Raw genomic sequence first — 25,974 nt, forward strand, 5'->3', positions numbered from 1 at the left:
CTTACAATAGCAATTGAACAACAAGCCTCGCCATTATGGCGGGGCTTGTTTACTTATTCCTTCTTTTCCTTCTGATCTTGGAGCAGATCAGGCAGGGTGACGAACTCATATTTCCGCTCCCTTAACTGCTGAATAATCGATGGGAGTGCTTTCACGGTTCCATGCAGATATCCATTTTGTGTGCTTCCGCTGGCATGCTGCAATACGATGGAACCTGGGCGTACCCCACGCATCACATTTTGCAAAATACGTGAAGCGGTTAATCCACGCCAATCGTTTGTATCTACATCCCAATTGACGACCATGTATCCATTATCTCCTGCCCAGCGCAATTGCTCTTCGTTGATTTCTCCATATGGCGGACGGAAGTATCGAGGCTTATATCCGGTAGACTGCTCGATAATGCGTTCAGTATCCTTCACCTGGTGTTCAAAAGCTGGAAGCGTCAGCTTTGTCAGCAACGGATGATTGTACGAATGATTACCGATCACATGCCCCTCGCGCACCATCCGCTCGACGAGTCCTGGATAAGCCTTGGCACGAGAGCCAACAAGAAAGAAAGTGGCTCGGATATTGTGCTCCTTCAATATATCCAATACAAGCGGCGTAATGCGGTTATCCGGTGCGTCATCGAAGGTGAGCGCAACTTGTCGTTCTCCATGACGCTGCTTCGCATTCAATTTAAAGATATGTGGGTACTTCAACCGCAGTTCCGCAATCGTGAGATGCTGTTTCTTCATCTTATGCATACTGGAGCGGGATGATTGTGAAGCTTGCGCCGCAGATTGCGACGGGGTTGATTTCTGCCACTTGTGCTGGCGTTCATTCAAAGAGGAAGAACGCTGTTTCTGCTGGCCAGATTCTGACTCTGCCTGCTGCGACTCCAGTCTCTTCTGACTTTTCTGATTATCACGCTCTTTATGCTCAGCTGATATGGTGAATTTAGGCATCTCAAGATGATCCGATGAAGCTGCATTCTCTTGCTTCTCCTTAGCATGTGGGGAATGCATGTTCACAGAGTCTGCCTTGAAGATACGTGGTACTGGATGAGTGCGATCTTGTCTCCACAGACTGTCTGCTGATGAATGGATCGATTCCGACTGATTTGGCTTGCTTGGTGGAAGATTGGGTATGGGAGGCGTTGCTTCCTGCGAACGATGGAAGCAGCCAGTAATACAGAGCAAACAAAGGGATAGTACAGATAAGCAGATTCGACAATGTTGCATAGCGCCATTCCCCCATTCCATAAACAGTTCAATGTTCTTGTTATGTCCTTGGGGTGGTAGAAATATGCCCTTCCACTTACCTAGTACGGTAGGGAAATAATCTCATCGACTATAATTGTTAGGATGTTCACTTGTAACTTCTTGCTAATATTCTGAAAATTTGCGAAACCATTGTCACAATTCATACGCTAATGTGACATGGGTCACAGTGGGATGTCAACCAGAACATGCATAGTAGAAGTGTAAAGGTGAGAAAAGCTTATGCATAGGCCATATAGGCAGCAATCCATAAGGTTGTGAATGTGGGCTTTTCTTACGAGCAGGAATCTGCACATCTCAATAAACGTGAGAAGGATGCAGACTGTCCTTACTCGTGAAAAAAGGAGCATACTTGTGTATACGATTCTTTCCAACGAACGCATCTCTGAAGGCATTTACCTCATGACGGTGGAGGGTCAATTTCAAGCAAGCATGGGTCAATTCTTTATGCTGCGAGCCTGGAATACGGCACCTATTCTGTCTCGTCCAATTAGCATCTGCAATTTGGAGAAGGATAGCATCCAGTTCCTGTACAAGATTGCAGGAGAGGGTACGCGTTTAATTGCACAGCTGCGTGATGGAGACCGTATCCAGCTAGAGGGGCCATTCGGCAATGGCTTCCCGCGAGTGGAGGGGCGAACTGCACTTATCGGAGGCGGTATTGGCATTGCACCCTTATTATATACGGCGAAGCAGTTGGATAAACCGGATATCTATCTTGGCTTTCGAGGGCAGTCCTATTTAACGGAAGCATACGAACCTTACGCGAATGAGTTGGTTGTCCGTGTAAACGGCAACCTCCTAGATGACGTGGACTTAAGTAAATACGATAATGTGCTGGTGTGTGGTCCATTGGGAATGATGAAGGCAGTTGCCTTGCAAGCAGAAGGCTTGGATACGAAGGTGTATGTATCTTTTGAAAAACGTATGGCCTGCGGAATCGGGGCTTGTTATGTATGCTCAGTAAAGAATAAAAACGGCAACCGCAAAGTATGTGCGGATGGACCTGTATTTTTGGCGGAGGAGGTGGAATGGCATGCGGAACTTAGCTTGTAATGTAGCCGGCATTCCGTTCAACAATCCGATCGTGATGGCATCGGGAACGTTTGGCTTTGGGCAAGAATATGCCAAATTATATGATATTAACAAGCTGGGGGGCATCTCCTGCAAAGGACTCACCCTACATCCACGTCTAGGGAATAACGGAACTCGGGTGTGGGAGACACCAGGCGGCATGATGAATAGTGTTGGGCTTGAGAATCCTGGTATCGATGCATTTTTGGAAGAGGAAATGGAATTCTGGGAAACGATTGAGCCCGTGAAAATTGCCAATCTTGGCGGCAGTAATATAGAAGAATACGTCCTCGGTGCCTTGAAGATAACGAAGGATGCAGAAGAGCGGCGCAAAGCACGTGTTCGGGCTGTAGATATGATTGAGTTGAACATTTCATGCCCGAATGTGAAGGAAGGCGGTATTGCCTTTGGTGTGAAAACAGACGTTGCTCGTGAGGTCATTCGCGAAGTACGGCAAGTCACTTCACTGCCGCTTGCTGTGAAACTATCGCCGAATGCTGAGAATATTGTAGAAATGGCCGTGATGTGTGAAGACGAGGGAGCGGATTGTGTCTCTTTAGTAAATACGTTCTCGGGAATGAAGATTGATATTTATCAGCGGCGCAGTGTTTTTTCCAATACGTACGCGGGCTTGTCTGGGCCGGCTATTAAGCCAATAGCGCTGCGCATGGTGCATCAGGTGTCCCAGCATGTATCTATCCCCGTCATGGGCATGGGCGGCATCGCCTCCGCTTCGGATATTATTGAATTTATTATGGCCGGGGCTGAGGTGGTTCAAGTAGGAACATACAACTTCATGAACTTGCGTGCTGGCGAAGAGTTGCTTGCTGGTCTTCTAAGCTTCATGGAAATGGAGAACATTCAAAGTCTGGATGAGATTCGCGGCATTATTAAGTAAGGCCTTCTGGACAAATGTATTTCATTAAAGGGGGGCTCTGAATACATGCAGGAGCAACGACCGGGTGCAGACATAACCATTCAATATCGCAAAATTGGGCGAGACTACCTGTTCATCATTGCCGGGGGAGACGAGCATATTGGGGCGGTATCTACCGCATATAGGGATCCGAGTACGGATGAGCACGAATGGGTTGTGCAGACGAATAGAGTTCCTGGGCATAAAGAATATGTACTGACAGAGCCAATGGCTAAGCAAGCGGCGAGTCAGCTTCAGGCTACGGTTACCGTATGTGCAGGGATACATTATGATAATCTAAGTTCGGCACATATTGATGCAGTTGTTGATCATGCGTGGTCACAATTTTTGCTTATGCTGTCCACCCTTGATTAAATAATCATAATGGTTAGAATACGGAGAAGAAGATTGGGCAATCCTGATCTTCTTCTTTTTTTATGGCTACCTACGAGTCATTATGTAAAGAAAGTATGAATGGAATGAAGATTTCTTTAAGCAGCGAGAGGAGTATACAATTTTCCACATTTCCGTATACAATAGAGATATGATTTTTTTGTTTTTTTGAAACAACTTCGGAACTGATTCGTATGAATGTGTAATGAAACATAATATTGAGCTGATGGGTATTTTGTTTCAATGGTTATGCACACAAAGGAGGAAACAATACAATGTCCGTATTTAAACGTTTGCGTGATTTAACGATGTCTAATATTTATGCCTTGATCGAGAAGGCGGAAGATCCAATTAAGATGACAGATCAATACTTACGTGACATGCAAGAGGATTTGGAAGAAGCAGAACGTGCAGTAGCCCAGCAGATCGCCATCGAGAAGCGCTTCAAGCAGTCCTATGAAGAGCAAGAAGCACTTGTGAACAAGCGTGCTGAGCAAGCAGCAATTGCAGTACAGGCTGACAATATTGAATTGGCACGCCGCGCTCTGGAAGAGAAGAAGGCAGCAGAAGCGAAAATGAACGAGTACAAAGCGAGCTATGATCAGAACAAAGCTTCAGCAGACGCTCTTCGCGCGAAGCTGGAAGAAATGCGCAAGCAGTACACTGATATGAAGAACAAACGCGAAACGTTGGTCGCTCGTTTCAACGCTGCGAAGGCGCAAACGGAAATTAACAAAGCGATGGCGGGATTCAGCTCCGATACTGCGATGTCAGGCTTGAAGCGTATGGAAGACAAAATGCTTCAAATGGAAGCTCAAGCAGAAGCAAGCAACGAAATCCGTGGAGCGGGAGGCAAGTCGCTCGATGATGAGTTCGCGAGCTTGACGAAGGATAAAGGTGTCGAGGATGAATTGGCAGCTCTGATGAAGAAGTACGACAAATCTGCCGAATAATCGGATACAGAAGACGCTTGTTATCTGTGTTACAAGCGTCTTTCTTTATTCTTGTACAGGTATATGGGCTCGTTAATGAAATAAAATGAAGAGAACACACTTTTACACGAGATTGCCGATTCTGGACAAACTGCTCTGTAAGCAGGCTTTCGTCCAAAGGGCAATGGGGGAGGATTCGAATTGAGTTTCGGATTAGAAAACTGGTCAGTCCTGCTGGAGAATGTGCCGCGTATTGCGGTGTGGACAGCGATAGGAGCGGTGCTCTTATTCATTCTCATGATTGTAGACTCCTTGTTTACAGGTTATAAGGATGTCCATGAAATGAGACAAGGCAATGTAGCGGTAACGACTCGCTTTATTATGAAGCTGTTCTCGCAAGGCTATATTTTATCTAGTTCTATTCGTGTTGCTTACAGCTTAGGCGAGGCATTGTTGATGTCTCTCTTCTCATTTGTCATATTGCTTATTCTAGAATTGCTAATCCGCTTGTTGTTCCGTACTGTATTCAACATGAACCTGGAAGAGGGGACGAAGCAAGGCAATATGTCGTATGCACTCGTGGCTGGTTCGCTGCATGTGGTTGGCGCGTTAATTATTGCAGCCTGCATATAACAAGGGATTCAACAGGAAGGAGGCAGAACTAATGAGCTTATGGAAACGCATTAAAAATATTATGGCGAAGCCGGAAGCACCTCAACCAGAGAAAACGCCCTCTACGCTTGGCCCCGGGGATATTTGTGAAATCTCACTCGTCAGTTATGAAGTTATTGGCCGTACAGATTGGCGTACACGCAATTCTGCATGGCTGACACTGAGAGACGGATCACACATTAAATATTTATTCGTGGAGCAAAGAGAGCAGGCCTATTATAGTCTGTACGATTCTATTGACGGACGTCTGGATGATGTAGAGGAAGTTCCTACAGAAATTGAACTGGATGGTAAGTGGTATTACATGGAAGACCAATATAACGGCAGAGTCGTGTGTACAGGACAAACGCCATTTGGCGTATCTGGGGAGCAGTACGTGTGGCATTATCAAGCCGATGATCGTAAGCTGCTTCGCATTGAATGGCAGGATGGACGATTCCAGTTGTATGAAGGAGATTCCGTCATATCCGCCGACGTACGTATTCTGCGCGGTTCTTAAGAGGCGCCTATGCGAAAATTCGGATTGGATTCAATCAAATGGCTTGTCATTTTCAGCTTACTGATTCCGTTGCTAACGGCTTGTGGACAGTATGATGTTGCGGAAACGTATCCGCTGGAGTCTGTTAGTCGTGATGGTAAGAGCACTTCCTATATTTATCGCGCTGAGAATACGACCGTGCCTGAAGTGGCCAAGGAGATTGCGGATAAACGCAAGCCGAAGCAGACTTCTGAACAGAGCGATGAGCGAATGTTTCTCGTCTATGATAATGAGCTCATACAGGTGCAGCGCGACAAGGACAAACCAGAAGATTCGATTATTGAAGTGGCTTCACAGGAATACGTAAGGCAGAATTATGATCGAAGCTTCTTGGAGATGTACCTGCAATACAAGCTTCTCGATACACTGTTCGATTCATTAAGCGGGTATGGGAAGTACCGGGGGTATAATGAGCGTCGTACATACGAGCCGACGAAATCATACCAAAAGCCTACAGTGGAGGATAAGAAGAAGGCTCCTCCAATGACAGTGGATCGCAAGGGATCCATCTTCCGCAGAGGCTCCTCGACAGATACGTCGAAGAATACGGGGGGCGGGTTCTTCTCAAGGCAGCCGAAGGATAATAGCAATCGCGGCTCCATATCACGAGGGGGTAGCGGGGGAAGTTATAATCCACCGAAAGTAAAAAAATCGAAACCGCCGAAGACTCGTTCCGGTTCGGGAAGTATATTCCGCCGAAAGCGATAGCAGAAGGCAAATAAGAACCGCTCTTCAAGGATAGAAGAGCGGTTCTTATTTGATACTATTTCATTACATTTGTGCACAATGGATTTTCCATCCAATCCTCCTGATATTCTTCCATGGGGAAATTAGAAGAGATTACTCTTCCTCGTCCTGCCGCCGCTCAATAGCTTCAGACATCGTCTTATCTGTCAGGTGTGCATAGATCTCCGTTGTCTCTGTCGAAGCGTGGCCTAGCTGTTCCTTTGTTTTGTAGATGTCATTTTGCAAATAATAATCTGTGGCGAATGAGTGCCGAAGCTTATGTACAGTTAGAGCAGGCTTGCCGTATCTCTTTGCATATTTAATAATCATCTGCTGAATAGCACGCTTTGTCATGCGGTTTCCTTCCTTCTCGCCATTCTTGATCGCGAGGAAGAAGGCTTTTTCCTTTTTAGGCGCTGCATACCGAGTTGATCTAGCCTCCAAATATTCGGCCAAGTCCTGTCTTGCGCTGTCACGGTAATAAACCGGAGTCTTGAACGTCTCATCATTATGACCCTTGCGGTATACATAGACGAGTTTGTTGTTCATATCGACATCATCCATGTTGAGATTCACAACTTCGCTAACCCGCAACCCGGAATTCAGGATTAGGCTGACAATGGCAGCGTCCCGAACCGCATTCTGCGCATGCGCATATGCAGCTTGTTTGTTATTGGCTACATCTTGGGCATAACCATCCCGCACATAATGAATGAACCCGTTAATTTCATTATCTTCAAGCAGCTTACCCTTCAGCTTAGAGGCGCTGTCTTTTGGTTTATGCACGCGTTTGATTTCGATCTTGGCCATTACATTGCGCTTCAATAGCGGGTAGAAGTTCTCATCCTCCGCAATTTGGCTCAAGTAATGGAATAAGGAGCGCAGGGATGACAGCTTGCGGGACACGGTCACGCGGGCATTGGTTGTTTCTTTGTATGTCGTCAAATAAATGCGAAACGAAGTAATATGCTCCATGCGAAGCGATTCCAAATCTAATAAGGTAACATCCTTCTGATCATGCGCATCGGTTAATCGCTCGGACACGAGCCAGCCCAGAAATATTTCGTAGTCCCGCACATATTCCAACAAGGAGGATGGAGATAAATCGGGCATTTTATATTCAATGAATTGTTGCACGTACCAGGGCAGGGACGGCAGCTTGTGCTGAAGCACAGCACGGTCTCTCGTCTTCTGAATCGTCATCTTGGGCAGAGACCTCCTTCCATACTCCTTCTATTGTAATGAACGAGTGATCCCGCGTAAAGGAGTCAATGGTCAAATAGTTGTTCAATCCAATGGGGAGAGATGCTACAATGGTTAAAGTTGTGCATACAAGGAGATAAGAAGACATGAAACAGACTTACTCATTAAAGCAAAAATTGATTCAAATGCTACATATTTTATTGCCTATTTTCGTAACGCAAGTGGCAATGCAGCTGATGACATTCTTTGATACGGTCATGTCAGGCAACTACCGAACTTCTGACTTGGCAGGTGTAGCGATCGCTACGAGTATTTGGGTGCCTGTATATACAGGGATAAGCGGGATTTTTCTTGCGGTGACGCCAATTGTGGCGCAGCATATGGGAGCAGAACGCAAGCAGTTAATTGCTCCAAGTGTGACCCAGGCAGCATATTTAGCGGTTATCTTCGGAGCCGCTGTCATTGGGATCGGTATATTTGCGGTTGATCCGATTCTAACCTTTATGAAGCTGGATGCGGATGTTCACCGGGTGGCAAGAGAATATTTGACTGCAATCGGATTCGGAGTCATTCCATCCTTTCTTTATACCGTAATGCGCGCCAGCATTGATGGACTTGGCTTAACTCGGGTTACGATGATCATTACCCTGCTGTCCTTCCCAATTAATGTGCTGTTGAATTACTTGTTTATTTTCGGGAAAATGGGACTTCCTCAGTTCGGTGGGGCAGGGGCTGGAATAGCAACGGCAATTACGTATTTCATTATTACATGCATTGCATTTTCATTTTTGCGTCGTAACGATCGCATGCGGGAAATGGGCATGTTTCGTTCTTGGAAGGGGATATCGCTTACCCATTGGAAAGAGATTCTTCGCATCGGGATGCCGATCGGCTTATCGATTTTCTTTGAAGTAAGTATTTTCTCCATGGTAACTATATTCATGAGTGAATATGACACGGCAACAATTGCAGCACATCAATCGGCACTCAATTTCGCTTCATTATTATACATGCTTCCGATGAGCATCGCGATGTCATTAACGATTCTCGTTGGATTTGAAGTAGGCGCCAAGCGATTCAGGGACGCGAAGACCTATGCGAGACTTGGTATATTTACAGCGGTGGGCTTATCCTCGCTATGTGCGGTATTTCTGTTCTTGTTCCATAATGAAGTGGCAGGCATGTACACGAAGGAAGCGGGTGTGCGTGAGATTACATCAACGTTCCTGATGTACGCGATATTCTTCCAGCTGTCTGATGCAGTTGCGGCACCAGTGCAAGGAACGCTTCGCGGCTATAAAGATGTGAATGCCGTGTTCATGATTGCATTCGCCTCATATTGGATTATTGGTCTACCGTTAGGCTATGTCCTGGCGAACTGGACGGATCTGCAAGCGTATGGCTATTGGATCGGACTGATTAGCGGTCTAGCAGCAGGCGCTGTTGCGCTGTTCACACGGCTTGCAATTGTAGAGCGGAGAGTAATGAAGAACGTACAAACAAATTAGTTAATGATTTAATAAAAATTGCATTTATCAAACTGATTTCAGTAAACTACTTGAAAAAACAAGAGGGCATCTGCTCTCTTGTTTTTGTTTGGTGTTGTTATATTGAGTTCATGATTTAACCAACAATTTGCTACCCGCAAATTTTTTATATGAATTAATGATCAATACTTGTATACTTTTTTATAGCAATGTGATAAGGTATAAACGAATATGTAAGAGGAGGTATCTATTTAAGGACATGTGGACTAACTAATTGGACTCGTTATGGAATTGGATAACAACGATCCAGTGCTCTGCCGCAATGGTGGAACGGTTAGAAAACACGTGTGCCTATTTACAGATACTCCTTATCGTAATAGTTCGGACAGAGGAAGCAGTGCAGGCTGAATTAGCTTGCTCCTGTTTTGTTTTGCCGCGACTTGTACCTATGCGTAAGCTACAGAATGCTTATGGAGGGTATGCTATTTGTTTACGTTAGGGTTTCTTTATCGCACAATCTAATCGTGACTCATCGGCAGAGGCCGGTGAGTTTTTTTGTTGCGCTTAGTTGCGCGGATAAAGGAGGTAAACGTATGACGTTGTTGTTAAGCTGCAGAAATTTAGCGAAAGCCTTTGGAGATTTACAGGTGCTACGAAATGTTCAGCTCGATATTGCCAAGGGGGATCGCATTGGACTGGTCGGGTGCAATGGTGCAGGCAAAACGACACTCGCCCAGTTACTATATGGAACAGTAAAGCCGGACACAGGTGTGATCACTTGTTTCGGAGATTCGATTGACATTGGATATTTAAAGCAATCGACTTCGTATTCAGTTCAAATGTTCAGTGAGATGTCGGAATGCATGCTGGAGAAGGATGGAGCTTCCTCATTCATGACTGCAACAAGCATGATGGGCGTAAGACAGGTGCAGTCGTGGGAAATGGAGAGAGCTCGTCATCTGAGCGGAGGGGAGCGCACAAAGTTGGCGCTAGCTCATATCTGGTCAACTCGCCCTCATTTATTACTTTTAGATGAGCCTACGAACCATCTTGACTTGGATGGTGTGGAATGGTTGATTCGAGAACTGAATTCATACGATGGTTCGATGCTTGTCATCTCGCATGATCGATATTTTCTTGATCGGACGGTTCAGCGCACTATTGAGCTAGAGGATGGGGTTGCTCATGAATACATGGGGAACTACAGCGCGTATCGCGATGAAAAAGCTCGAAGATATCAGAATCAGCTGCATCAATATGAGACGGAGCAAAAGTATAAAGCAAAAATAGAAGCGGAAATCCACCGCTTGGAACAGTGGTCTTCCAAGGCGCACCGAGAAGCAGGTAAAGTTGGCAAAATGGCAGAGATGCGTACTGGCATCAAGGAGTTCTATCGTACTAAGGCCAAGAAAATGGATCGACAGGTGAAATCGAGGATAAAAAGGCTTCGTCGAATCGAATGTGAAGGAATTCAGAAGCCGCGAAAGGAGCAGCAGATTTATTTTGAATTTGATCATCCCCACAAACGGGGGAGACGAATGTTGGAAGCCAATCGGATTCATAAATCTGTAGGGAATAAGCTGCTGTTCCAGGATAGTTCATTTACCGTTCAGCGTGGAGATAGAATCGGACTTCTAGGGCCAAATGGGTGCGGCAAATCAACACTTATCCGGATGTTAATAGGGCAGCTTCAACCTGATCGTGGAGAGATCTGGCTAAGTCCAAGCATCAAGCCCGCCTACTTATCTCAGGAGCTGGACGATCTGGATGCGGAGCAATGCGCATTGGAATGGTATGGGTACGACTCTGATAGTCTTGCCGAAGTACGCACGGTACTCGCTCAGATGGGGATTGAGGCAGAAATGTTGATGAAGCCGATGAAGCAGCTGAGCCTAGGAGAACGGATGCGTCTCAAAATCGCGAACTTGATCGTCAATCGTTCAGACGTACTTGTTTTGGACGAACCAACGAACCATTTGGATTTACAGAGCAGGACGCAACTGGAGGAAACGTTAACCTCGTATTCTGGAACGATGCTGATCGCTTCCCATGATCGGTATTTTCTCGAACGAGTATGTCAAAAATGGCTGGTTTTTCATGACGGCAAAGTGACACTGTCACAACGCTCATTAAGTCAGGCAGTGCAAGTTGGCGATGATGAACAAGGTTCGGATCAGATGGCCTCCTCAGATGAGGTGTATGATCGGTTAATGGTAGAACATAAGTTATCCCACCTTTTAGCCGAGCTATCACTGTGTAAACCAGGAGATAAGAAGTATACGGTACTAGATGAGGAATACCAGTTGTGGCTCCACAGAAAGAAGCATTTGGATCAATCTAGGCATAAATAGCTGAATGTAACGAATCATAGGAGTACATACGTGCATGAGAGGATGTCCAACAATATGAGAATGAAAAAGCATGTACTCCTGCCAATATATATGGCTATTCTGATGTTCATGTCGGGTTTCCAAAGCGGAAGTATTGTGCGATTGAATATGCCTGAAAATGAATTAGACTCTGTGGTGCACGCCTTACAAAAAGGCGGATATATTTTGTATATGAGGCATGGCGAAGCTACGGTTGGGCAGGATCGACCGGCCGTGGATTTTCATGATTGCTCGACGCAACGCAATCTGAGTGATACCGGAAGAGAGCAGGCTAAAATGCTTGGGGAGTCTATGCGCAAACTCAATATTCCTGTTCAATATCCCGTTGTTGCGAGTCCATATTGCCGAACCCGAGAATCGGCAGAACTTGCTTTTGGTTCAGGTAATGTGGCTGTCGATCCTTCTTTGGCGGCTATCGCTAAGCTTAGTGATAGCACAATTTCAGCTGCAGAGAAACAGAGCATTGTGACGCAGGTAGAGAAAATGTTCGAGGTAGTACCCCTGTCTGGAACGAACAAAGTAATCATCGGTCACGCTTTTCCTGCCGGTGTTGCTGTCGGTGAGATCCCTTATATGGGGACTGTTGTGATTAAGCCCAAAGGGCCGGGGAATGGGTATGAGATTGTCCAAAAAATCAGTCTTCAAGATTTCATGAGATAGGATTCCGAACAAGCAAAAGTTCCTTCATTTCGGAGGAAGGCGGTCCGCCCTCCGTTTTACCGCATTACAGGATGATTGTAGAACGACACAAACATTGGTTCAAGACATCTTTACTAAATGGGTGGAAATCCAAGGTCAAGGACTAATGTTTGTGTCGTAGATTTTCAACTACAAACACTCCTCAGATTCTACTTGATCAGAACCACAGCCTGCCACGACCACTAAAAAGATGCTGCCAGCCATCCCACCTAGATAATGGAACAGCCATAAACCTTGTCAAAGGTAAATGATTGTGTTATTTTAAATGTGTAACCGGTTTCATATTTAGAGGTGAGTAACAACGATGGCAACGATTAGAGACGTAGCGAAACATGCGGGCGTATCCGCAGCAACCGTATCGCGGGTAATCAACGACACTGGATATGTGCATGATGATACCCGTAGGAAGATTGAAAGCGCAATCAAAGAACTTCACTATACGCCGAATGAAGTAGCTAGATCCTTATACAAGCGAAAATCCAGACTGATCGGTTTCCTACTCCCTGATATCACCAACCCTTTTTTTCCTGAGTTGGCGCGTGGGGTGGAGGATAAGATGCAGGAGAATGATTTTCGAATCATTTTTGGCAATAGCGATGAAAATATACAAAAAGAAAAAGAATATATCCAGACCTTCGTACAAAATAATGTGGTTGGCGTGATTGCATCCACGAATCATCCGGATGCAGATATTTATCGGAAGCTGAAGATTCCGGTAGTATTTCTCGACCGTACGGTGGACAATCGTCCGTCGGTATATGCGGACGGACATGAAGGCGGAAAAATAGCTGCCCATGAAATGATTGCCCGCGGCAGTCAGCGGATTACGGTCATGCAGGGGCCGGCTTCCATTCGGCCGGCACAGGATCGTTATCAGGGCGCAATTGATGTGTTGAACAGTCATGGGATGGATTACAACGTAATCCGGACTACATCGTTTTCGTTCACGGAAGCAGGAAAATGGGCGAAGGAATTGTTCGAGCGTTATCCGGACACGGATGGCATCATAGCCAGCAACGACATTGTTGCTACGGCGGTGCTTCATGAAGCGCTTAGGCTTGGCAAGAATGTGCCGGATGACGTGCAAATCATCGGCTTTGACGATATTCCGCTCAGCAGTCTCTTAACACCAGCACTGACGACGATCAGGCAGCCCGCTTATGATATGGGCAGAGCCTCGGCAGACCTTTTAATACAATTATTAGAGAATGAAAATGTAGATCAGAAAATCATACAAATGCCCGTGACATTTACAGAGCGGGAAACAATGAGGAAGGTGGAGCAACATGGCTAAAATTATTGTAGTAGGAAGCTCATCGATTGATTTGGTCGTTACATCATCCAAACGCCCGGGGGCCGGTGAAACGGTTCTCGGGGAAAGCTTCAAAACCGTTCCTGGAGGCAAAGGAGCGAACCAGGCCGTTGCCGCAGCGCGGCTCGGAGCCGACGTAACCATGATCGGGCGCGTAGGAGACGATGCATTCGCAGCGCAAATTTTGAACAACTTTAAGCAAAACAACGTTTGTGTCGACAATGTGGAACCGGTTCCACACATGGAAAGTGGAACAGCGCATATCATTTTGGCAGAAGGTGATAACAGTATTGTTGTTGTGAAAGCAGCCAATAATGAAGTTACCCCGGAATATATCGACCATACGAGGGAAGCTTTTGAAGGAGCGGATATGGTGATGATCCAGCAGGAGATTCCGGTGGAAACCGTTACTCATGTCAGCCGGATCTGCAAGAACCTTGGGATTCCGCTGCTGCTCAACCCAGCGCCAGCACGTCCACTTGATGATGAAGTAATCGAAAATGCCGCTTATATTACACCAAATGAGCATGAAGCGAAAATCCTGTTTTCATCTCTAACCGTTTCCGAGGCGCTGCGCAAATATCCGAACAAACTGTTTATTACCGAAGGCAGCAACGGAGTACGTTATTTCGACGGCTCTAATGAAGTACTCGTACCATCTTACAAAGTGGCCGTGGTGGATACGACAGGCGCAGGGGATACCTTTAACGCCGCTTTTGCGGTCGCACTGGCTGAAGGAACAGCGATTTACGATAGCGTCCGTTTTGCCAACCGTGCAGCTTCCTTGTCTGTAACGAAGTTTGGTGCGCAGGGCGGCATGCCATATCGTCAAGAAGTGGAGGCGCAGATGTAACATGAAAAAACAAGGCATCTTGAACAGTCATATTTCGAAAATTTTGGCCGATTTGGGCCATACAGATACAATCGTCGTCGCCGACGTCGGTCTTCCCATCCCGGAAGGGGTCAAGAAAATTGATTTGGCGCTAACGTTAGGTACACCAAGCTTTGAGGAAACGGTCAATGCCATTGCAGCCGATATGCAAATCGAAAAAGTGGTGATTGCGAAAGAAATCAAAGCGCAAAATCATGAAGCAAATGCTTACATCCAGCATAAATTCGGAGATTGTGAAATCGAGGATTGTCCTCATGAAGAATTCAAGGAACTGACTCGCAAGGCCAAAGCTGTGATTCGCACGGGCGAGGCTAAACCGTTCGCCAATATCATTTTACAAGCAGGTGTCTATTTCGGTTAGCAAGTGCTTACGAAGTAAGTTTTGCTGCAAAGAACATCCAGAGAGGCAACGTTCGCAAAACTAAGCGTATGCTTCCGAAGTAGTTTTGCTGAAGAAAAATCAAAGGAGCTATGCTCCGCAAAACTAAGTACCTGCTTTCGAAGTCAGTTTTGCTATAAAGGACATCCAGAGAGGCAACGTTCGCAAAACTAAGCGTATGCTTCCGAAGTAGTTTTGCCGCGAAGAACAATCACAGGAGCCATGCTCCGCAAAACTTGTAAGGAGGAGCCATTATGCAGATTCAAATGAAAGGAATCCACAAAGCCTTCGGCAGCAACCAGGTACTATCCGGCGTTGATTTTGACCTGCGCGAAGGCGAGGTTCACGCCCTCATGGGCGAAAACGGTGCGGGCAAGTCCACCCTAATGAACATTCTGACGGGCCTGCATGCAAGAGATAAAGGAACCATCCTGATCGACGGCAAGGAAACGTATTTTGCCAATCCGAAAGAAGCGGAGCGGCAAGGTATCGCTTTTATCCATCAGGAGCTAAATATATGGCCTGACATGACCGTGGTGGACAACCTGTTCATCGGGAAGGAGATGTCCTCGACTTGGGGACTTCTAAAATCCAAGGAAATGAAGGCGCTTGCAATTGAGCAATTCAAAAGACTCTCCGTTGATATACCGTTGAATATAGAAGCAGGACAATGCTCGGTAGGACAGCAGCAGATGATTGAAATCGCCAAGGCACTGTTGACGGACACCAAGGTCATAATCATGGACGAACCAACCTCTGCGCTGACGGAAAGAGAAATTCAGAAACTATTTGAAGTCATTCAGTCCTTGAAAAAAGAAGGAGTATCGATTGTTTACATTTCACACCGGATGGAGGAGATCTTCGAAATTTGCGACCGGATCACAGTTATGCGTGACGGCCGGACGGTAGACACCAAGCCAATTCCAGAAACCAATTTCGATGAAGTTGTAAAGAAAATGGTCGGCAGGGAGCTGACCGAACGCTACCCTGCTCGCAACCCTTCACCAGGTGAGGTTGTCCTGGAGGTAGAGCATGCAACTCGCAAAGGATCGTTTGAAGATGTAAGCTTCAGCGTTCATCAAGGTGAAATCGTTGGTTTCTCCGGCCTGATGGGTTCTGGACGCACCGAAATCATGAGAGCACTGTTCGGATTGGATCGGCTGGATCAAGGCGAGGTCCGTATGTTCGGCAAGAAGGTCGAGATCAGAAAGCCGGTCGACGCAGTTAATCATGGAATCGGTTTCATTACGGAAGACCGCAAAGACGAAGGCTTGGTACTGGACTTTTCCGTTCGGGATAACATGGTTCTTCCAAGTATCAGCGGTTTTACAAAGAAAGGAATCATCTCGACGCAAAGTGAGAAGGTGTTCGTGGATGCCTTAATTAAGCGGCTGCAGATCAAAACACATTCAGCGGAAACCGCAGCTGGAAATTTGTCCGGCGGTAATCAGCAGAAGGTGGTTATTGCCAAGTGGATAGGCATCGGTCCGAAGCTGTTAATCCTCGACGAACCGACACGGGGCGTAGACGTTGGCGCTAAGCGCGAAATCTACCAGTTAATGAACGAACTGACAGGCCATGGCGTTGCCATCATTATGGTATCTTCCGAATTGCCTGAAGTGCTCGGCATGAGCGACCGCATCGTTGTTGTTCACGAAGGGCGAATCACAGGAGAATTAACGAAAGCAGAAGCGACACAGGAAAAAATAATGACGCTGGCGACAGGGGGACAGTAATATGACATCCATAAACGATGCAAAAACAAGCAAAGGCTTTCAACTATCGCAAATGACGCAGAAACTCGGACCACTACTTGGTCTATTCATACTGATTGTCATTGTATCCATTCTTAACCCAAGTTTTTTGGAACCGCTTAACATTTTGAACTTGCTGCGGCAGGTATCCATCAACGCGCTGATTGCGTTTGGCATGACCTTCGTCATTCTTACGGGCGGGATCGACTTGTCCGTCGGCTCAACCCTGGCATTATCAAGTGCGTTTGTAGCCAATATGCTCGTAGCCGGATATGATCCGATTCTGTCAATCCTCGCCGGCTGTTTGCTCGGTGGTGTGATGGGCATGATTAACGGTCTTCTGGTTACACAGGGTAAAATGGCTCCGTTTATCGCTACACTTGCAACCATGACGATATTTAGAGGACTGACGCTTGTTTATACGGACGGAAATCCGATTACCGGGCTTGGTGACAGCATGACATTCCAATTGTTCGGACGCGGTTATCAGTTCGGCATTCCGGTTCCAGCAATCACGATGATTATTGCCTTCGCAGTATTGTGGGTGATTTTGCACAAAACTGCATTTGGACGCAAAACCTATGCAATCGGCGGTAACGAGAAAGCGGCTATCGTATCCGGTATTAAAGTGTCACGCGTTAAAATCATGATTTATTCCTTAGCAGGTATGCTCTCCGCTTTGGCCGGGGCTATCTTGACTTCGCGTTTGAACTCGGCGCAGCCGACTGCAGGTACATCTTATGAACTTGACGCAATCGCTGCGGTTGTCTTGGGCGGTACAAGCCTTTCCGGAGGCCGCGGACGAATTGTCGGTACGCTGATTGGTGCGCTCATTATCGGTACTCTGAACAACGGACTTAACCTGCTCGGCGTATCTTCCTTCTATCAAATGGTGGTAAAAGGTATCGTTATTCTGATTGCGGTGCTCATCGACCGGAAGAAATCTGCTTAAGCGAGAGGAGAGAATCACATGAAAAAGCTAACGATAATACTGTCAGCGTTATTGCTCATTTTAACTACCGGCTGTTCTCTGGAGCCTCCAAGCTGGGCGAAGCCAAAAGCGGGTGGGGACTTAAAGGATATGAAAATCGGTTTGTCCGTCTCTACATTGAATAACCCGTTCTTTGTTTCCTTGAAAGATGGCGTTGTAGCCGAAGCTAAAAAACACGGCATAGAAACAATTGTCGTCGACGCGCAAAACGATTCGGCGAAACAAAGCAATGACGTTGATGACCTGATGCAAAAAGGCGTTAATGTACTTCTGATTAACCCTACCGATTCCGCAGCCATCTCGACTGCCGTGCAATCGGCGAATAGCCTTGGTATTCCTGTCATTACGCTCGACCGTTCGGCGGATCACGGCAACGTTGAAGCACTGGTGGCTTCAGATAATGTCAAGGGCGGCCGCATGGCGGCTGAATTTATCGAGAACCTGGTCGGCAAAAATGCGAAAGTCATTGAGCTTGAAGGTGTAGCGGGAGCATCAGCGACCCGTGAACGCGGCAAAGGCTTCCACGAAGTGGCCGACCAGACTTTGAAAGTTATTGCGAAGCAAACGGCGGACTTTGACCGTACAAAAGGTCTCAACGTGATGGAAAACCTGCTTCAAGCAAATCCTGATGTACAAGCTGTGTTCGCACACAATGACGAAATGGCGCTAGGTGCGATTGAAGCCATTAAGAGCACCGGCAAAAATATTCCGGTTATCGGATTTGATGGCAATGACGATGCATTAAAATCGATTCAGGAAGGCAAGCTGACAGCAACCGTAGCACAGCAGCCTGACCTGATCGGACAGCTTGCGGTGCAAGCCGCATATGATGTGCTGCAGGGCAAGACAGTGGAAAAAACCATTCCTGCGCCGCTGAAGCTGGTGACTAAGGAATAAGTTGTGAAATAAGCGTGGACGATTATCCGTTTAAGAAGCTTCCTTAATAGCAAACAGGCTCATGTTTGGGCCTGCTGCTGTTAAGGGAGCTTTTTTTGTTAAGCACTAATCATGATGCTGGGTGAATGCGGTATAGCGAGTTACAAATCAAAAAACTTGAGGGAAATCCAAACGTATTGCGTGTATCAGAGTCGAATATATCCTTCACTCCTGCCTTTAAACTTCCTGCAGTTAAAGAATCTATAAAGCTGGAAAAACGCCTTGAGGCTGGCTTAAGGTAAGCGTTAGCGGTTATTATCGGTGGCTTTCAGCCGAAGATACCCGTCAACAAAAAGAGGAGGCCGATGAGCGCGATCTGTTGCTCATTAAGACCCAAGTACAACCATGGGCAGCAATGGAGATATCTCTCTTATGTAAAAGACGGTTCTACGAATGAGATCTTACCAAAAACGTGTAAGTGAAACTGGATTTAGACAATCCATGTCTCGAAGAGGAAATTGTTATGATAACGCACCAATGGAATCATTTTTCGGTCATATGAAAGACGAATTAGAGTACAAAGATTGTACAAGCATTGACGAACTTCGGAATCGCATTAACGAGTATACTCACTTTTACAATACCGAGCGATATCAATGGACATTAAAGAAGATGACTCCTAACGAATATAGGAATCATCTTCTGGCAGCGTAGTGCTTTCTTTATCCTGTCCACATTAAGGGTTATAGTTCATCTAAAGTACAAGGAGTTCGTTTTATTACATTCGAGATATGTTCACCCTAAAAAGGTTCATACAAAAACCACTATTAACATTATAGCTTGGGGGTATATTCGTTGACATTCATCGCATTGGCTTCGACAGAGATCCAATACGTAGCTCCAGCTGTCTTCAAGTATAGGTTTAAAGAATCTTCTGTGTACGGGCCAGATGTGACTTTGAAGTTGCCTTCTCGATCAACGGATACCGTTACATCTTCAATTTGATTTGGCTTCTTCCCGCCCGTCTGTACCATCATCGTCGTCTGTTGGCCAGCAAGACTGGTGAATTTGCCTTCAACCGTTAAGGTGCGATCAGGATGATAGGTAGCGATAAGCGTATAATCTTTGATCACTTCAGGCTTTTTGTAGACTTCTCGTTCAGGTAAAGGAGGCAGGAATTCAACAGGTGTCCGACTGGCTGGTCTTGCGCGCAATGACTTCAGCTTCGGCTTCAGTTCTGTAAGCAATTGAACAGCCTCTCCGCGAGTCATTGTACGGTCTGGCTCAAAGCCAGTGAGCGTTGAATCCGTCGTCCCTTTCATATAATTCATACCAAGCACATACCAGATGGCATTATATTTGACGTAATGGACGCCGTCAGCCGCAGCTATAATTTCTGCAACCTTCCCTCTCGTAATCGGCTTATCTCTAGCTGGAATGCTAGTCAATCCAAGCAGCGGGATGTTTCGCATTTCAGCAATCCGGTAGGCAGCATCGGCGGCATGCTTCTGTTTAGATGGGGCGTAAGCCTCAATATGGATTTGATACTGTTGCAGGAACATCATCCAGAATTCAGCCTCTGTTACCGCACTTGCAGGCTTACTTGCATTGAGTGGCGGATAAGTCTTCGTCTTTAAGCGCGGCAGCACTTTGACCTGAATTCGTTCAGAGGTCAAATTCCCCACATGAGCGGTAACGTAATAATTGCCTGCTTTTATTCCCTTGAAGGTAGCAGGGGACACGAGCTTAAGACCTGCTGCGTTGCTGCTGACATAACGTACTTGGTCTGTCAACGGTTCCATGGCATTATCGTCATATCGTCCTGTCATCTTAATGGAGGTCTCTTCGCCTTCATTAATCAGAATCTCTTTCAGAGCTCCCGATATGCTTACTAATTGATGGCCCTTGCCAGTCTTGAAGGACCAGGATAGGCGCTGTGTCTCGGATGAGCTATCGGTACGGTATGTCAGATTGACGCGATATGTATGATAACCCTGCAATATGGACTTCGGATAAAGGAACAGGGTACGCCCGTTCGAGACTTCTTCATAAAAAGGAACGTTATTTCCCTTCTCGTCCGTGATGCTTTCTTCATGCCAATCCAGCTTGCCAGGGACTGACGCGGAAATAATATAGCCTGAATGCTCGACATTGAACTGATCCAATGGATTCGGCACTTCATTCCCGTAGAATCCTACTGGCACATTGGTCATCCCTTGATAAGGATAGACAAAGATACGGTTACTTTGCATGGAGGACTGGTATGAACCGCCTAGATTCACAACAGCTGTTCCATCAACAAGCGCGATCCCGATCTCGTTATAGGCAGAACCTAAAATAATGTCACGATGATAGGCGGTATCCAGCCAGCTTTGCATGGCCATCGTGCTGCTCTTCTGTCCAAAATGCATGACTTCACCCGTTCGGTATGAAGTTCCATAATTCCAGCCGGCGGCTTTCATTCGTTCAAAAGGTCCAGTCCCCGTAAACCCTTCCAGTCCCATTTTTTCTTGATGGGCACTTAAGGTAACCTTCTTTCCTCGTTCGTGCAAATTATAATATTTTGCATGATTGATGGCTGCTTGCGTTATTTCTTTATTAAGCTTTACAGGCGGCAGGCCAACACTTAGGCGAACCTCATTCAGCATCTCAAGGGCATCTAATTGATCCTGCGTGTAAGCCGTTGAGTCAGCGCTTGCGGCTGCCTTATTAAGCGGCATAAAAATAAAGTAAAAGACTAGCGCAAGGAATAGTGCAAAAAGGCCAAGGCGCGCAAAGTTCATGCGGAATCGCCTATGGCTTAATTGGCTATTCCAATTTGTGATTGTAAACATGATGCATAATCGTCCCCTTGTAGAAATTTGTAGATCCTTGTAATAGTTCGACAGGACGATAACAATTCCTTTTTAGATAAGTCGAAATACCCATATAAATAAAAAAGAACCTTGGAAAAATCCCCAAGACCCTTCATATGCTGCCTTCTCTTTTAACAACAACACTATAGCTATGATGCTATGGTTATGTAATGGTTGTCGCTTTTCTATGAATGGTTGAAAAGCTAGCTTAATCAATTGATGCGGTCAGATTTATTTGCCACTCAGATCCAAAACTACGTATAATATCAATTATACGCAGTTTTTTTGAGGCTATTTTGCAGCATAATCGAGGGAGAAAATGCGTTATGGATCGCAAGCATTGTGCGGTGACAAGTTTCTATAAAGCACTAAATGAATTCGAGCTGACGAATGTGAATCCATCCATCGGTGTATATGAACCCGGAACAATTGCGCCAGCTTCTCGTGCGGACAGAAGGGAAGTATCGAGAGCGCAATCTGGCAATTCTGTAGAAGGAAGGAGCCGTCAATCGTCTGCAGACCTTCATCAATTGAAGCAGATATTTGCAGCAATGCAACTGATGCGTTTACAATAAGAAGGCAAACGAATAACGAACCTGCCCTCACTACACACTATATGGTATCAGGGAATAGAGGAGGGGTTGAATGAATGCAATCAAGACGAAGCTGCAAGCGTTATTGCATAATAAGCGGCTTGTTCAGACGCTGAAAATAGCCTTTCCATTAGCAGTCATCATTTTCGTCTTTATTCAAGGAAAGAAGGAATTATCCAGATTTTCACTTCGGGAATCGCTCCATGCGATACGATTAATATCGAGTGAGTATTTTACGGGGCTCATAGTTCTAGGCGGACTAGCGGTTGCGACCATGTTTTTCTATGATCGCCTGCTGCTGCGTTCAATTAAAGCTCCTGTTACCATAGGGAAAACGTTTCGAGTATCCTGGATCGCGAATACCTTTAACGGGATTGTCGGCTTTGGTGGGATCGCAGGGGTAGGGATTCGAACCGTTTTGTATCGTCAATTTACAGGCGATGCCAGCAGGCTGCTGATTGCAATTGCATGGATGGCGCCTTCTATGATTAGTGGGTTGTCCCTATTGGGCATCTTAGTACTGCTGCATGTGTTCCCTGCGAGTGAACTGCTCGCCGCTAAGGGGTGGCTATGGGTTGTCTTAGTCGGGGTCGCTTTGTTCTTCCCCGTGTACTTACTCTTCTCACGTTGGAAGGGAAGAGCGAATGCGAACGCCAAACTGACATTCGGATATACGGTTGTGTCATTTATCGAATGGCTCGCTGCAGGATCAGTTGCTTACGTTATCTTGCTCATGCTGAAGGCAGACGTCTCCTTCGCTGAAGTCATCGGTGTATTTACAGTTAGTGCCATAGCCGGCCTTATCAGTATGGTGCCCGGTGGATTCGGAACATTCGATATTACGTTCTTAATCGGCTTGCAAGCATTAGGAGTTGCAGACAGTACAGTATTTACAGCACTGCTGCTGTACCGGACCGTGTATTATTTCATTCCGTTTACACTTGGCTTAATCTTCGCAGCATTCGAGTTCGGTGAAGTTGCGGTGAAGAAGTTCGAGGATCACCCGACGTTAGGTTCATATATTGAATCTGGCAGCATCTTGTGGTTCGTACAGCGATCGTTATGGAACTCGCTGTCTGCTTGGTCAGTCGTAATCTTGTTGTTTATGACTTCCGTATTTTTATTTACATACACGTTCACTGAGCCATCATGGGAATCATCCATGTTCGTTCTTCCGTTATTTCATGGTCAAGTATTTCCAATTGTGAATGGTATCTTACTTGGTGCCAGCCTGTTGATCCTGCTGCAATTGAAGGGACTCTTCGAGCGAACAATTAGGGCATATGTGATGACCCTGGCAGCCTTAGCGATATGTACGCTGCTGACGTTCCTGCTAGGAACGACGATTCGCCATACATTGTGGCTGTGCGGGATGCTGCTGTTCCTGTTCCTCATTCGCTCACAGTTCACACGTTATCGATTCCCGTTAACGAAGAGTACGATATTCTTCACAACCTTATTCGGATCACTACTCATGGTTCTGTACATGATGCTGGGATACATGCTGGCAGAATTCCATGAGAAGGTTGCGGATGCAGCAACTTACACTCTTAGCTATGGCCAATTTACAACAACGCTAGTTACTGGTCTGCTAGTAGCGGCTATTATGTACGTGATTGGGGTACTTGTATTCGAGCGCCATCTGAAGAAGCCGCTAGGTAGAGATTGGCGTAGCGATGATCAAGTGCTTCTGACAGGCATTAATGGCTGGATGTATCAGAATGTTGCGGACAAGCGTGTCTTCTCAGTCAACAGCGGCAAAATTCGCTTTCCCTTCATTATTAAGGGACGGCGGGTAATTATGCTTGGCATGCCGCAGCTGGAGCGGATGAAAGCGAAAGAACATGATGCTCTTCATTCTCTGTACGAACATGCGGATCGCTTCGGTCTCGATATTGTGTTCTATCAAGCAGGCATAGATGGCATGCCACTGCTTCATGACTATGGCAATGACTTCTTCAAAGTAGGGGAAATTGCACGGTATGAATTCACCGAGCCGAGCATGGCATCGCCGGTGCACCGGTATGAGCTAAGCAGCTTCCCGTTGGAAGCTGAACATGTTCAGCAAGTCATAGACGCGGCCAGCAGCTGGGAGTCTGCGACACCAGGGTATATCGAGACGCTTCAACGATTGCTGACGGTATCGGATGCCACGCTCCAACTCGTTCGCTTATTTAATGAAACGGATGGAGATCTCTTGCTTGGATACGTTGTGCTGAGAGTCGATGAGGCCTCTGGGACGGTAATGATCGGTGATATTCGGTCTTGCCGCGGCTTATGTCAACCCGAACAGGATGAAGTACTGCAGCAGTTGCGTGATATCATCGTATGGATCGGACAGCATCATCATTGCAAGCAGCTTGTCAGCGGATTAATTCCATTGTCCCATGTTGAGTCGGATCGTTCACCCTATTTATGGACAGAACGAACTGCTGTTGCGATCTTCCGGAGAATCCGTGAGCTGTATCCAATGAATAACTATAGAAGAATATGGCTAGCATTATTCGATGTTACGTGGGAGCCACAGTATATTGCTTTCCGCAAGCAGCGTCATATGAACTGGACGGTATGGCGGGTAACGCGTATTATTCGGCGTTTGCAGCGATAGTGTGATTCATTTCATACGAAAATGATAAAATTTTGAAAGTTACAGAAAATACATGAAAAGGCTTGGAGGCTGCTCCAGGCCTTTTTTATTGTGAAAAACCGCTTACAACTCTGCTTTTCGACCGTACTCGCGGGTGGGACACGCTCGATAGTTCTGTTACAATAGGGGTGTTTCAGAATAGGAACGGATTTTCATCAAAGTCTTATCATCAGAAGGTGGTTCCTTATGCTAGGATTTGCAATTTTATTAGGCTTCAACATCGCAGGTGTGTGGCTGCACAATTTGCTTCATCTCCCGCTGCCCGGCAACGTGCTTGGCTTGGTGCTGTTCCTGATTGCACTTGGCATGAAGTGGGTGAAGCTGGAGTGGGTTGAACAATCCGCTCAATTCCTGCTTGATCATATGTTGTTGTTCTTCATCCCTTATGTAGTCGGTATTATGGCATTTATGCCTGTTTTGAGTGCACATTGGTTCAGCATTTCTGCTGGAATTATCGGCAGTACACTGGTCGTTCTCTGGATGACGGGCTTCGTTGCTTCGAAGATGGAGAAGAAACCGGATGAAGCTAATGAGATGCCGACAAGAAAGGAAGATGCAGCATGAACCTTTTATCATGGACACAACAGCCATTGTTCGGAATAGCTGCAACGATCGTTGTGTATGCATTATCCCGTGTACTGCATGTGCGTTTCAAATGGATGCACCCGATCCTCTTTTGCTCGGCGGTGTTGATCGGTTTTCTCGTCATTGGCAATATCCCGCTCCAGGATTACAAAAATGGGGCAGATATTTTGGCACTTATTCTTGGGCCAGCGACAATCGCGCTTGGTGTTCCTATTTATAAATATCGTGAGCTTGTCAAAAAGCAATTTGCTGCAATCTGCTTGTCCATTACGTGCGGCTCTATCGTGGGAATTGTGAGTGTTGCGGCGATCATGATGAGTTTAGACGGGGCGAGGGAAGTTATGCTGAGCATGCTGCCGAAATCAGTCAGTTCTCCAATCGCAGTTGAAATTTCCAAGTCATTGGGTGCTATGCCTGAACTGTCTGCTGTATTTACCGTATTCACAGGGGTTGTTGGTGCATTGTTCGGTACAACCTTCCTGCGGATGACTGGTATTCGCGGCGAAGTGCCGCTTGGGATCGCAATGGGGACGGCTGCGCATGGATTCGGGACTGCGAAGAGCTTGGCGGACTCAGAGAAGCAGGGGACATTCAGTGGATTGGCAATGGGGTTAGCGGGTCTTATTACTTCCATCCTTTTCACACCAATTTATATGTTCCTAATGTAAGAGGTAAGAACCCGATTTATGGTCTGCATGGATCGGTTAATAAGAAGATCAGGACGTTCTTCGCAAACTGCGAGGGGCGTTTTTTTGTATGTGCTGTTATCTATGATGCAACGAATGAAGGGGAGCC

At 46.2% G+C, this 25,974-nt stretch carries 23 protein-coding genes and 1 pseudogene; 21 read left to right on the forward strand and 3 right to left on the reverse strand.

Annotation, left to right across the window (positions count from 1 at the left end):
* Nucleotides 1–53: 53 nt before the first annotated feature.
* Nucleotides 54–1,226 (reverse strand): polysaccharide deacetylase family protein, encoded by a 1,173-nt coding sequence (locus ABN764_RS02885; RefSeq protein WP_446670842.1) that lies wholly within the window; start codon nt 1,224–1,226, stop codon nt 54–56.
* Nucleotides 1,227–1,619: 393 nt separating this feature from the next.
* On the opposite strand from ABN764_RS02885, the gene ABN764_RS02890 reads away from it, so the two are divergent.
* From ABN764_RS02890 to ABN764_RS02920, 7 genes are all read left to right on the forward strand, one after another.
* Nucleotides 1,620–2,321: a dihydroorotate dehydrogenase electron transfer subunit gene (locus tag ABN764_RS02890; protein WP_174809420.1), complete on the forward strand. Its 702-nt coding sequence runs from the start codon at nt 1,620–1,622 to the stop codon at nt 2,319–2,321.
* A complete protein-coding gene (locus ABN764_RS02895; RefSeq protein ID WP_021253862.1) occupies nt 2,302–3,237 on the forward strand; it encodes a dihydroorotate dehydrogenase in 936 nt (311 codons plus the stop codon). The genes ABN764_RS02890 and ABN764_RS02895 overlap by 20 nt, the downstream gene beginning before the upstream one ends.
* Nucleotides 3,238–3,282: 45 nt before the next feature.
* Complete coding sequence (gene lpdD / locus ABN764_RS02900; RefSeq protein ID WP_090510532.1) at nt 3,283–3,630, forward strand: prenylated flavin chaperone LpdD; 348 nt, start codon at nt 3,283–3,285, stop codon at nt 3,628–3,630.
* A gap of 293 nt (nt 3,631–3,923) precedes the next feature.
* Entirely contained in the window at nt 3,924–4,601 is a 678-nt protein-coding gene (locus tag ABN764_RS02905) for a PspA/IM30 family protein (RefSeq protein ID WP_021253860.1), read from the forward strand.
* A gap of 180 nt (nt 4,602–4,781) precedes the next feature.
* Complete coding sequence (locus tag ABN764_RS02910) at nt 4,782–5,213, forward strand: DUF350 domain-containing protein (protein WP_021253859.1); 432 nt, start codon at nt 4,782–4,784, stop codon at nt 5,211–5,213.
* 31 nt (nt 5,214–5,244) lie between these two features.
* Complete coding sequence (locus tag ABN764_RS02915; protein ID WP_072728439.1) at nt 5,245–5,751, forward strand: DUF4178 domain-containing protein; 507 nt, start codon at nt 5,245–5,247, stop codon at nt 5,749–5,751.
* Between the two features lie 9 nt (nt 5,752–5,760).
* Nucleotides 5,761–6,498, forward strand: a complete 738-nt coding sequence (locus ABN764_RS02920; RefSeq protein WP_021253857.1) for a DUF4247 domain-containing protein — start codon at nt 5,761–5,763, stop codon at nt 6,496–6,498.
* A 132-nt stretch (nt 6,499–6,630) separates the two neighbouring features.
* On the opposite strand, the gene xerS is transcribed toward ABN764_RS02920, so the two are convergent.
* Nucleotides 6,631–7,719: a tyrosine recombinase XerS gene (gene xerS, locus ABN764_RS02925; protein WP_021253856.1), complete on the reverse strand. Its 1,089-nt coding sequence runs from the start codon at nt 7,717–7,719 to the stop codon at nt 6,631–6,633.
* Between the two features lie 146 nt (nt 7,720–7,865).
* Here xerS and ABN764_RS02930 point away from each other — a divergent pair, with 146 nt between their 5' ends.
* The 10 genes and pseudogenes from ABN764_RS02930 to ABN764_RS02975 form a co-directional block, all read left to right on the forward strand.
* A complete protein-coding gene (locus ABN764_RS02930) occupies nt 7,866–9,227 on the forward strand; it encodes an MATE family efflux transporter (RefSeq protein ID WP_446670843.1) in 1,362 nt (453 codons plus the stop codon).
* Nucleotides 9,228–9,799: 572 nt separating this feature from the next.
* Nucleotides 9,800–11,557, forward strand: a complete 1,758-nt coding sequence (gene abc-f / locus ABN764_RS02935; protein ID WP_446670844.1) for a ribosomal protection-like ABC-F family protein — start codon at nt 9,800–9,802, stop codon at nt 11,555–11,557.
* Nucleotides 11,558–11,611: 54 nt separating this feature from the next.
* Nucleotides 11,612–12,256 (forward strand): histidine phosphatase family protein, encoded by a 645-nt coding sequence (locus tag ABN764_RS02940; RefSeq protein ID WP_174809217.1) that lies wholly within the window; start codon nt 11,612–11,614, stop codon nt 12,254–12,256.
* 343 nt (nt 12,257–12,599) lie between these two features.
* Nucleotides 12,600–13,589 carry a LacI family DNA-binding transcriptional regulator gene (locus tag ABN764_RS02945; protein ID WP_446670845.1) on the forward strand — a complete coding sequence of 330 codons (990 nt, stop codon included), beginning with the start codon at nt 12,600–12,602 and terminating at the stop codon, nt 13,587–13,589.
* Nucleotides 13,582–14,460 carry a ribokinase gene (rbsK, locus tag ABN764_RS02950; RefSeq protein ID WP_268623469.1) on the forward strand — a complete coding sequence of 293 codons (879 nt, stop codon included), beginning with the start codon at nt 13,582–13,584 and terminating at the stop codon, nt 14,458–14,460. Before ABN764_RS02945 ends, rbsK begins: the two co-directional genes overlap by 8 nt.
* Nucleotide 14,461: 1 nt before the next feature.
* On the forward strand, nt 14,462–14,860 hold the full coding sequence (rbsD, locus tag ABN764_RS02955; RefSeq protein ID WP_142542792.1) for a D-ribose pyranase: 399 nt from the start codon (nt 14,462–14,464) through the stop codon (nt 14,858–14,860).
* Between the two features lie 272 nt (nt 14,861–15,132).
* Nucleotides 15,133–16,614: a sugar ABC transporter ATP-binding protein gene (locus ABN764_RS02960; RefSeq protein WP_072728446.1), complete on the forward strand. Its 1,482-nt coding sequence runs from the start codon at nt 15,133–15,135 to the stop codon at nt 16,612–16,614.
* A gap of 1 nt (nt 16,615) precedes the next feature.
* The gene (rbsC, locus tag ABN764_RS02965) at nt 16,616–17,584 is read left to right on the forward strand and encodes a ribose ABC transporter permease RbsC (RefSeq protein ID WP_072728447.1); all 969 of its coding nucleotides are present in this window, start codon (nt 16,616–16,618) and stop codon (nt 17,582–17,584) included.
* An 18-nt stretch (nt 17,585–17,602) separates the two neighbouring features.
* Nucleotides 17,603–18,520: a ribose ABC transporter substrate-binding protein RbsB gene (gene rbsB / locus ABN764_RS02970; protein WP_028533030.1), complete on the forward strand. Its 918-nt coding sequence runs from the start codon at nt 17,603–17,605 to the stop codon at nt 18,518–18,520.
* A 438-nt stretch (nt 18,521–18,958) separates the two neighbouring features.
* A pseudogene (locus tag ABN764_RS02975) lies at nt 18,959–19,213 on the forward strand (IS3 family transposase); the annotation flags it as partial.
* Nucleotides 19,214–19,332: 119 nt separating this feature from the next.
* Here the strand turns inward: ABN764_RS02975 and ABN764_RS02980 are convergent.
* Nucleotides 19,333–21,333, reverse strand: coding sequence for a CAP domain-containing protein (locus ABN764_RS02980; RefSeq protein ID WP_446670846.1), 2,001 nt, complete (start codon nt 21,331–21,333; stop codon nt 19,333–19,335).
* A 347-nt stretch (nt 21,334–21,680) separates the two neighbouring features.
* On the opposite strand from ABN764_RS02980, the gene ABN764_RS02985 reads away from it, so the two are divergent.
* From ABN764_RS02985 to ABN764_RS03000, 4 genes are all read left to right on the forward strand, one after another.
* Complete coding sequence (locus tag ABN764_RS02985) at nt 21,681–21,929, forward strand: hypothetical protein (RefSeq protein ID WP_446670847.1); 249 nt, start codon at nt 21,681–21,683, stop codon at nt 21,927–21,929.
* A 70-nt stretch (nt 21,930–21,999) separates the two neighbouring features.
* The gene (locus ABN764_RS02990; protein ID WP_446670848.1) at nt 22,000–24,555 is read left to right on the forward strand and encodes a flippase-like domain-containing protein; all 2,556 of its coding nucleotides are present in this window, start codon (nt 22,000–22,002) and stop codon (nt 24,553–24,555) included.
* A 225-nt stretch (nt 24,556–24,780) separates the two neighbouring features.
* Entirely contained in the window at nt 24,781–25,158 is a 378-nt protein-coding gene (locus ABN764_RS02995; protein WP_021253843.1) for a CidA/LrgA family protein, read from the forward strand.
* The gene (locus ABN764_RS03000) at nt 25,155–25,847 is read left to right on the forward strand and encodes an LrgB family protein (protein WP_021253842.1); all 693 of its coding nucleotides are present in this window, start codon (nt 25,155–25,157) and stop codon (nt 25,845–25,847) included. Before ABN764_RS02995 ends, ABN764_RS03000 begins: the two co-directional genes overlap by 4 nt.
* The last annotated feature ends 127 nt before the right edge of the window (nt 25,848–25,974 follow it).

The sequence above is a fragment of the Paenibacillus wuxiensis genome (assembly GCF_040195695.1).
GTDB classification, from domain to species: Bacteria; Bacillota; Bacilli; order Paenibacillales; family Paenibacillaceae; genus Paenibacillus_B; species Paenibacillus_B suaedae.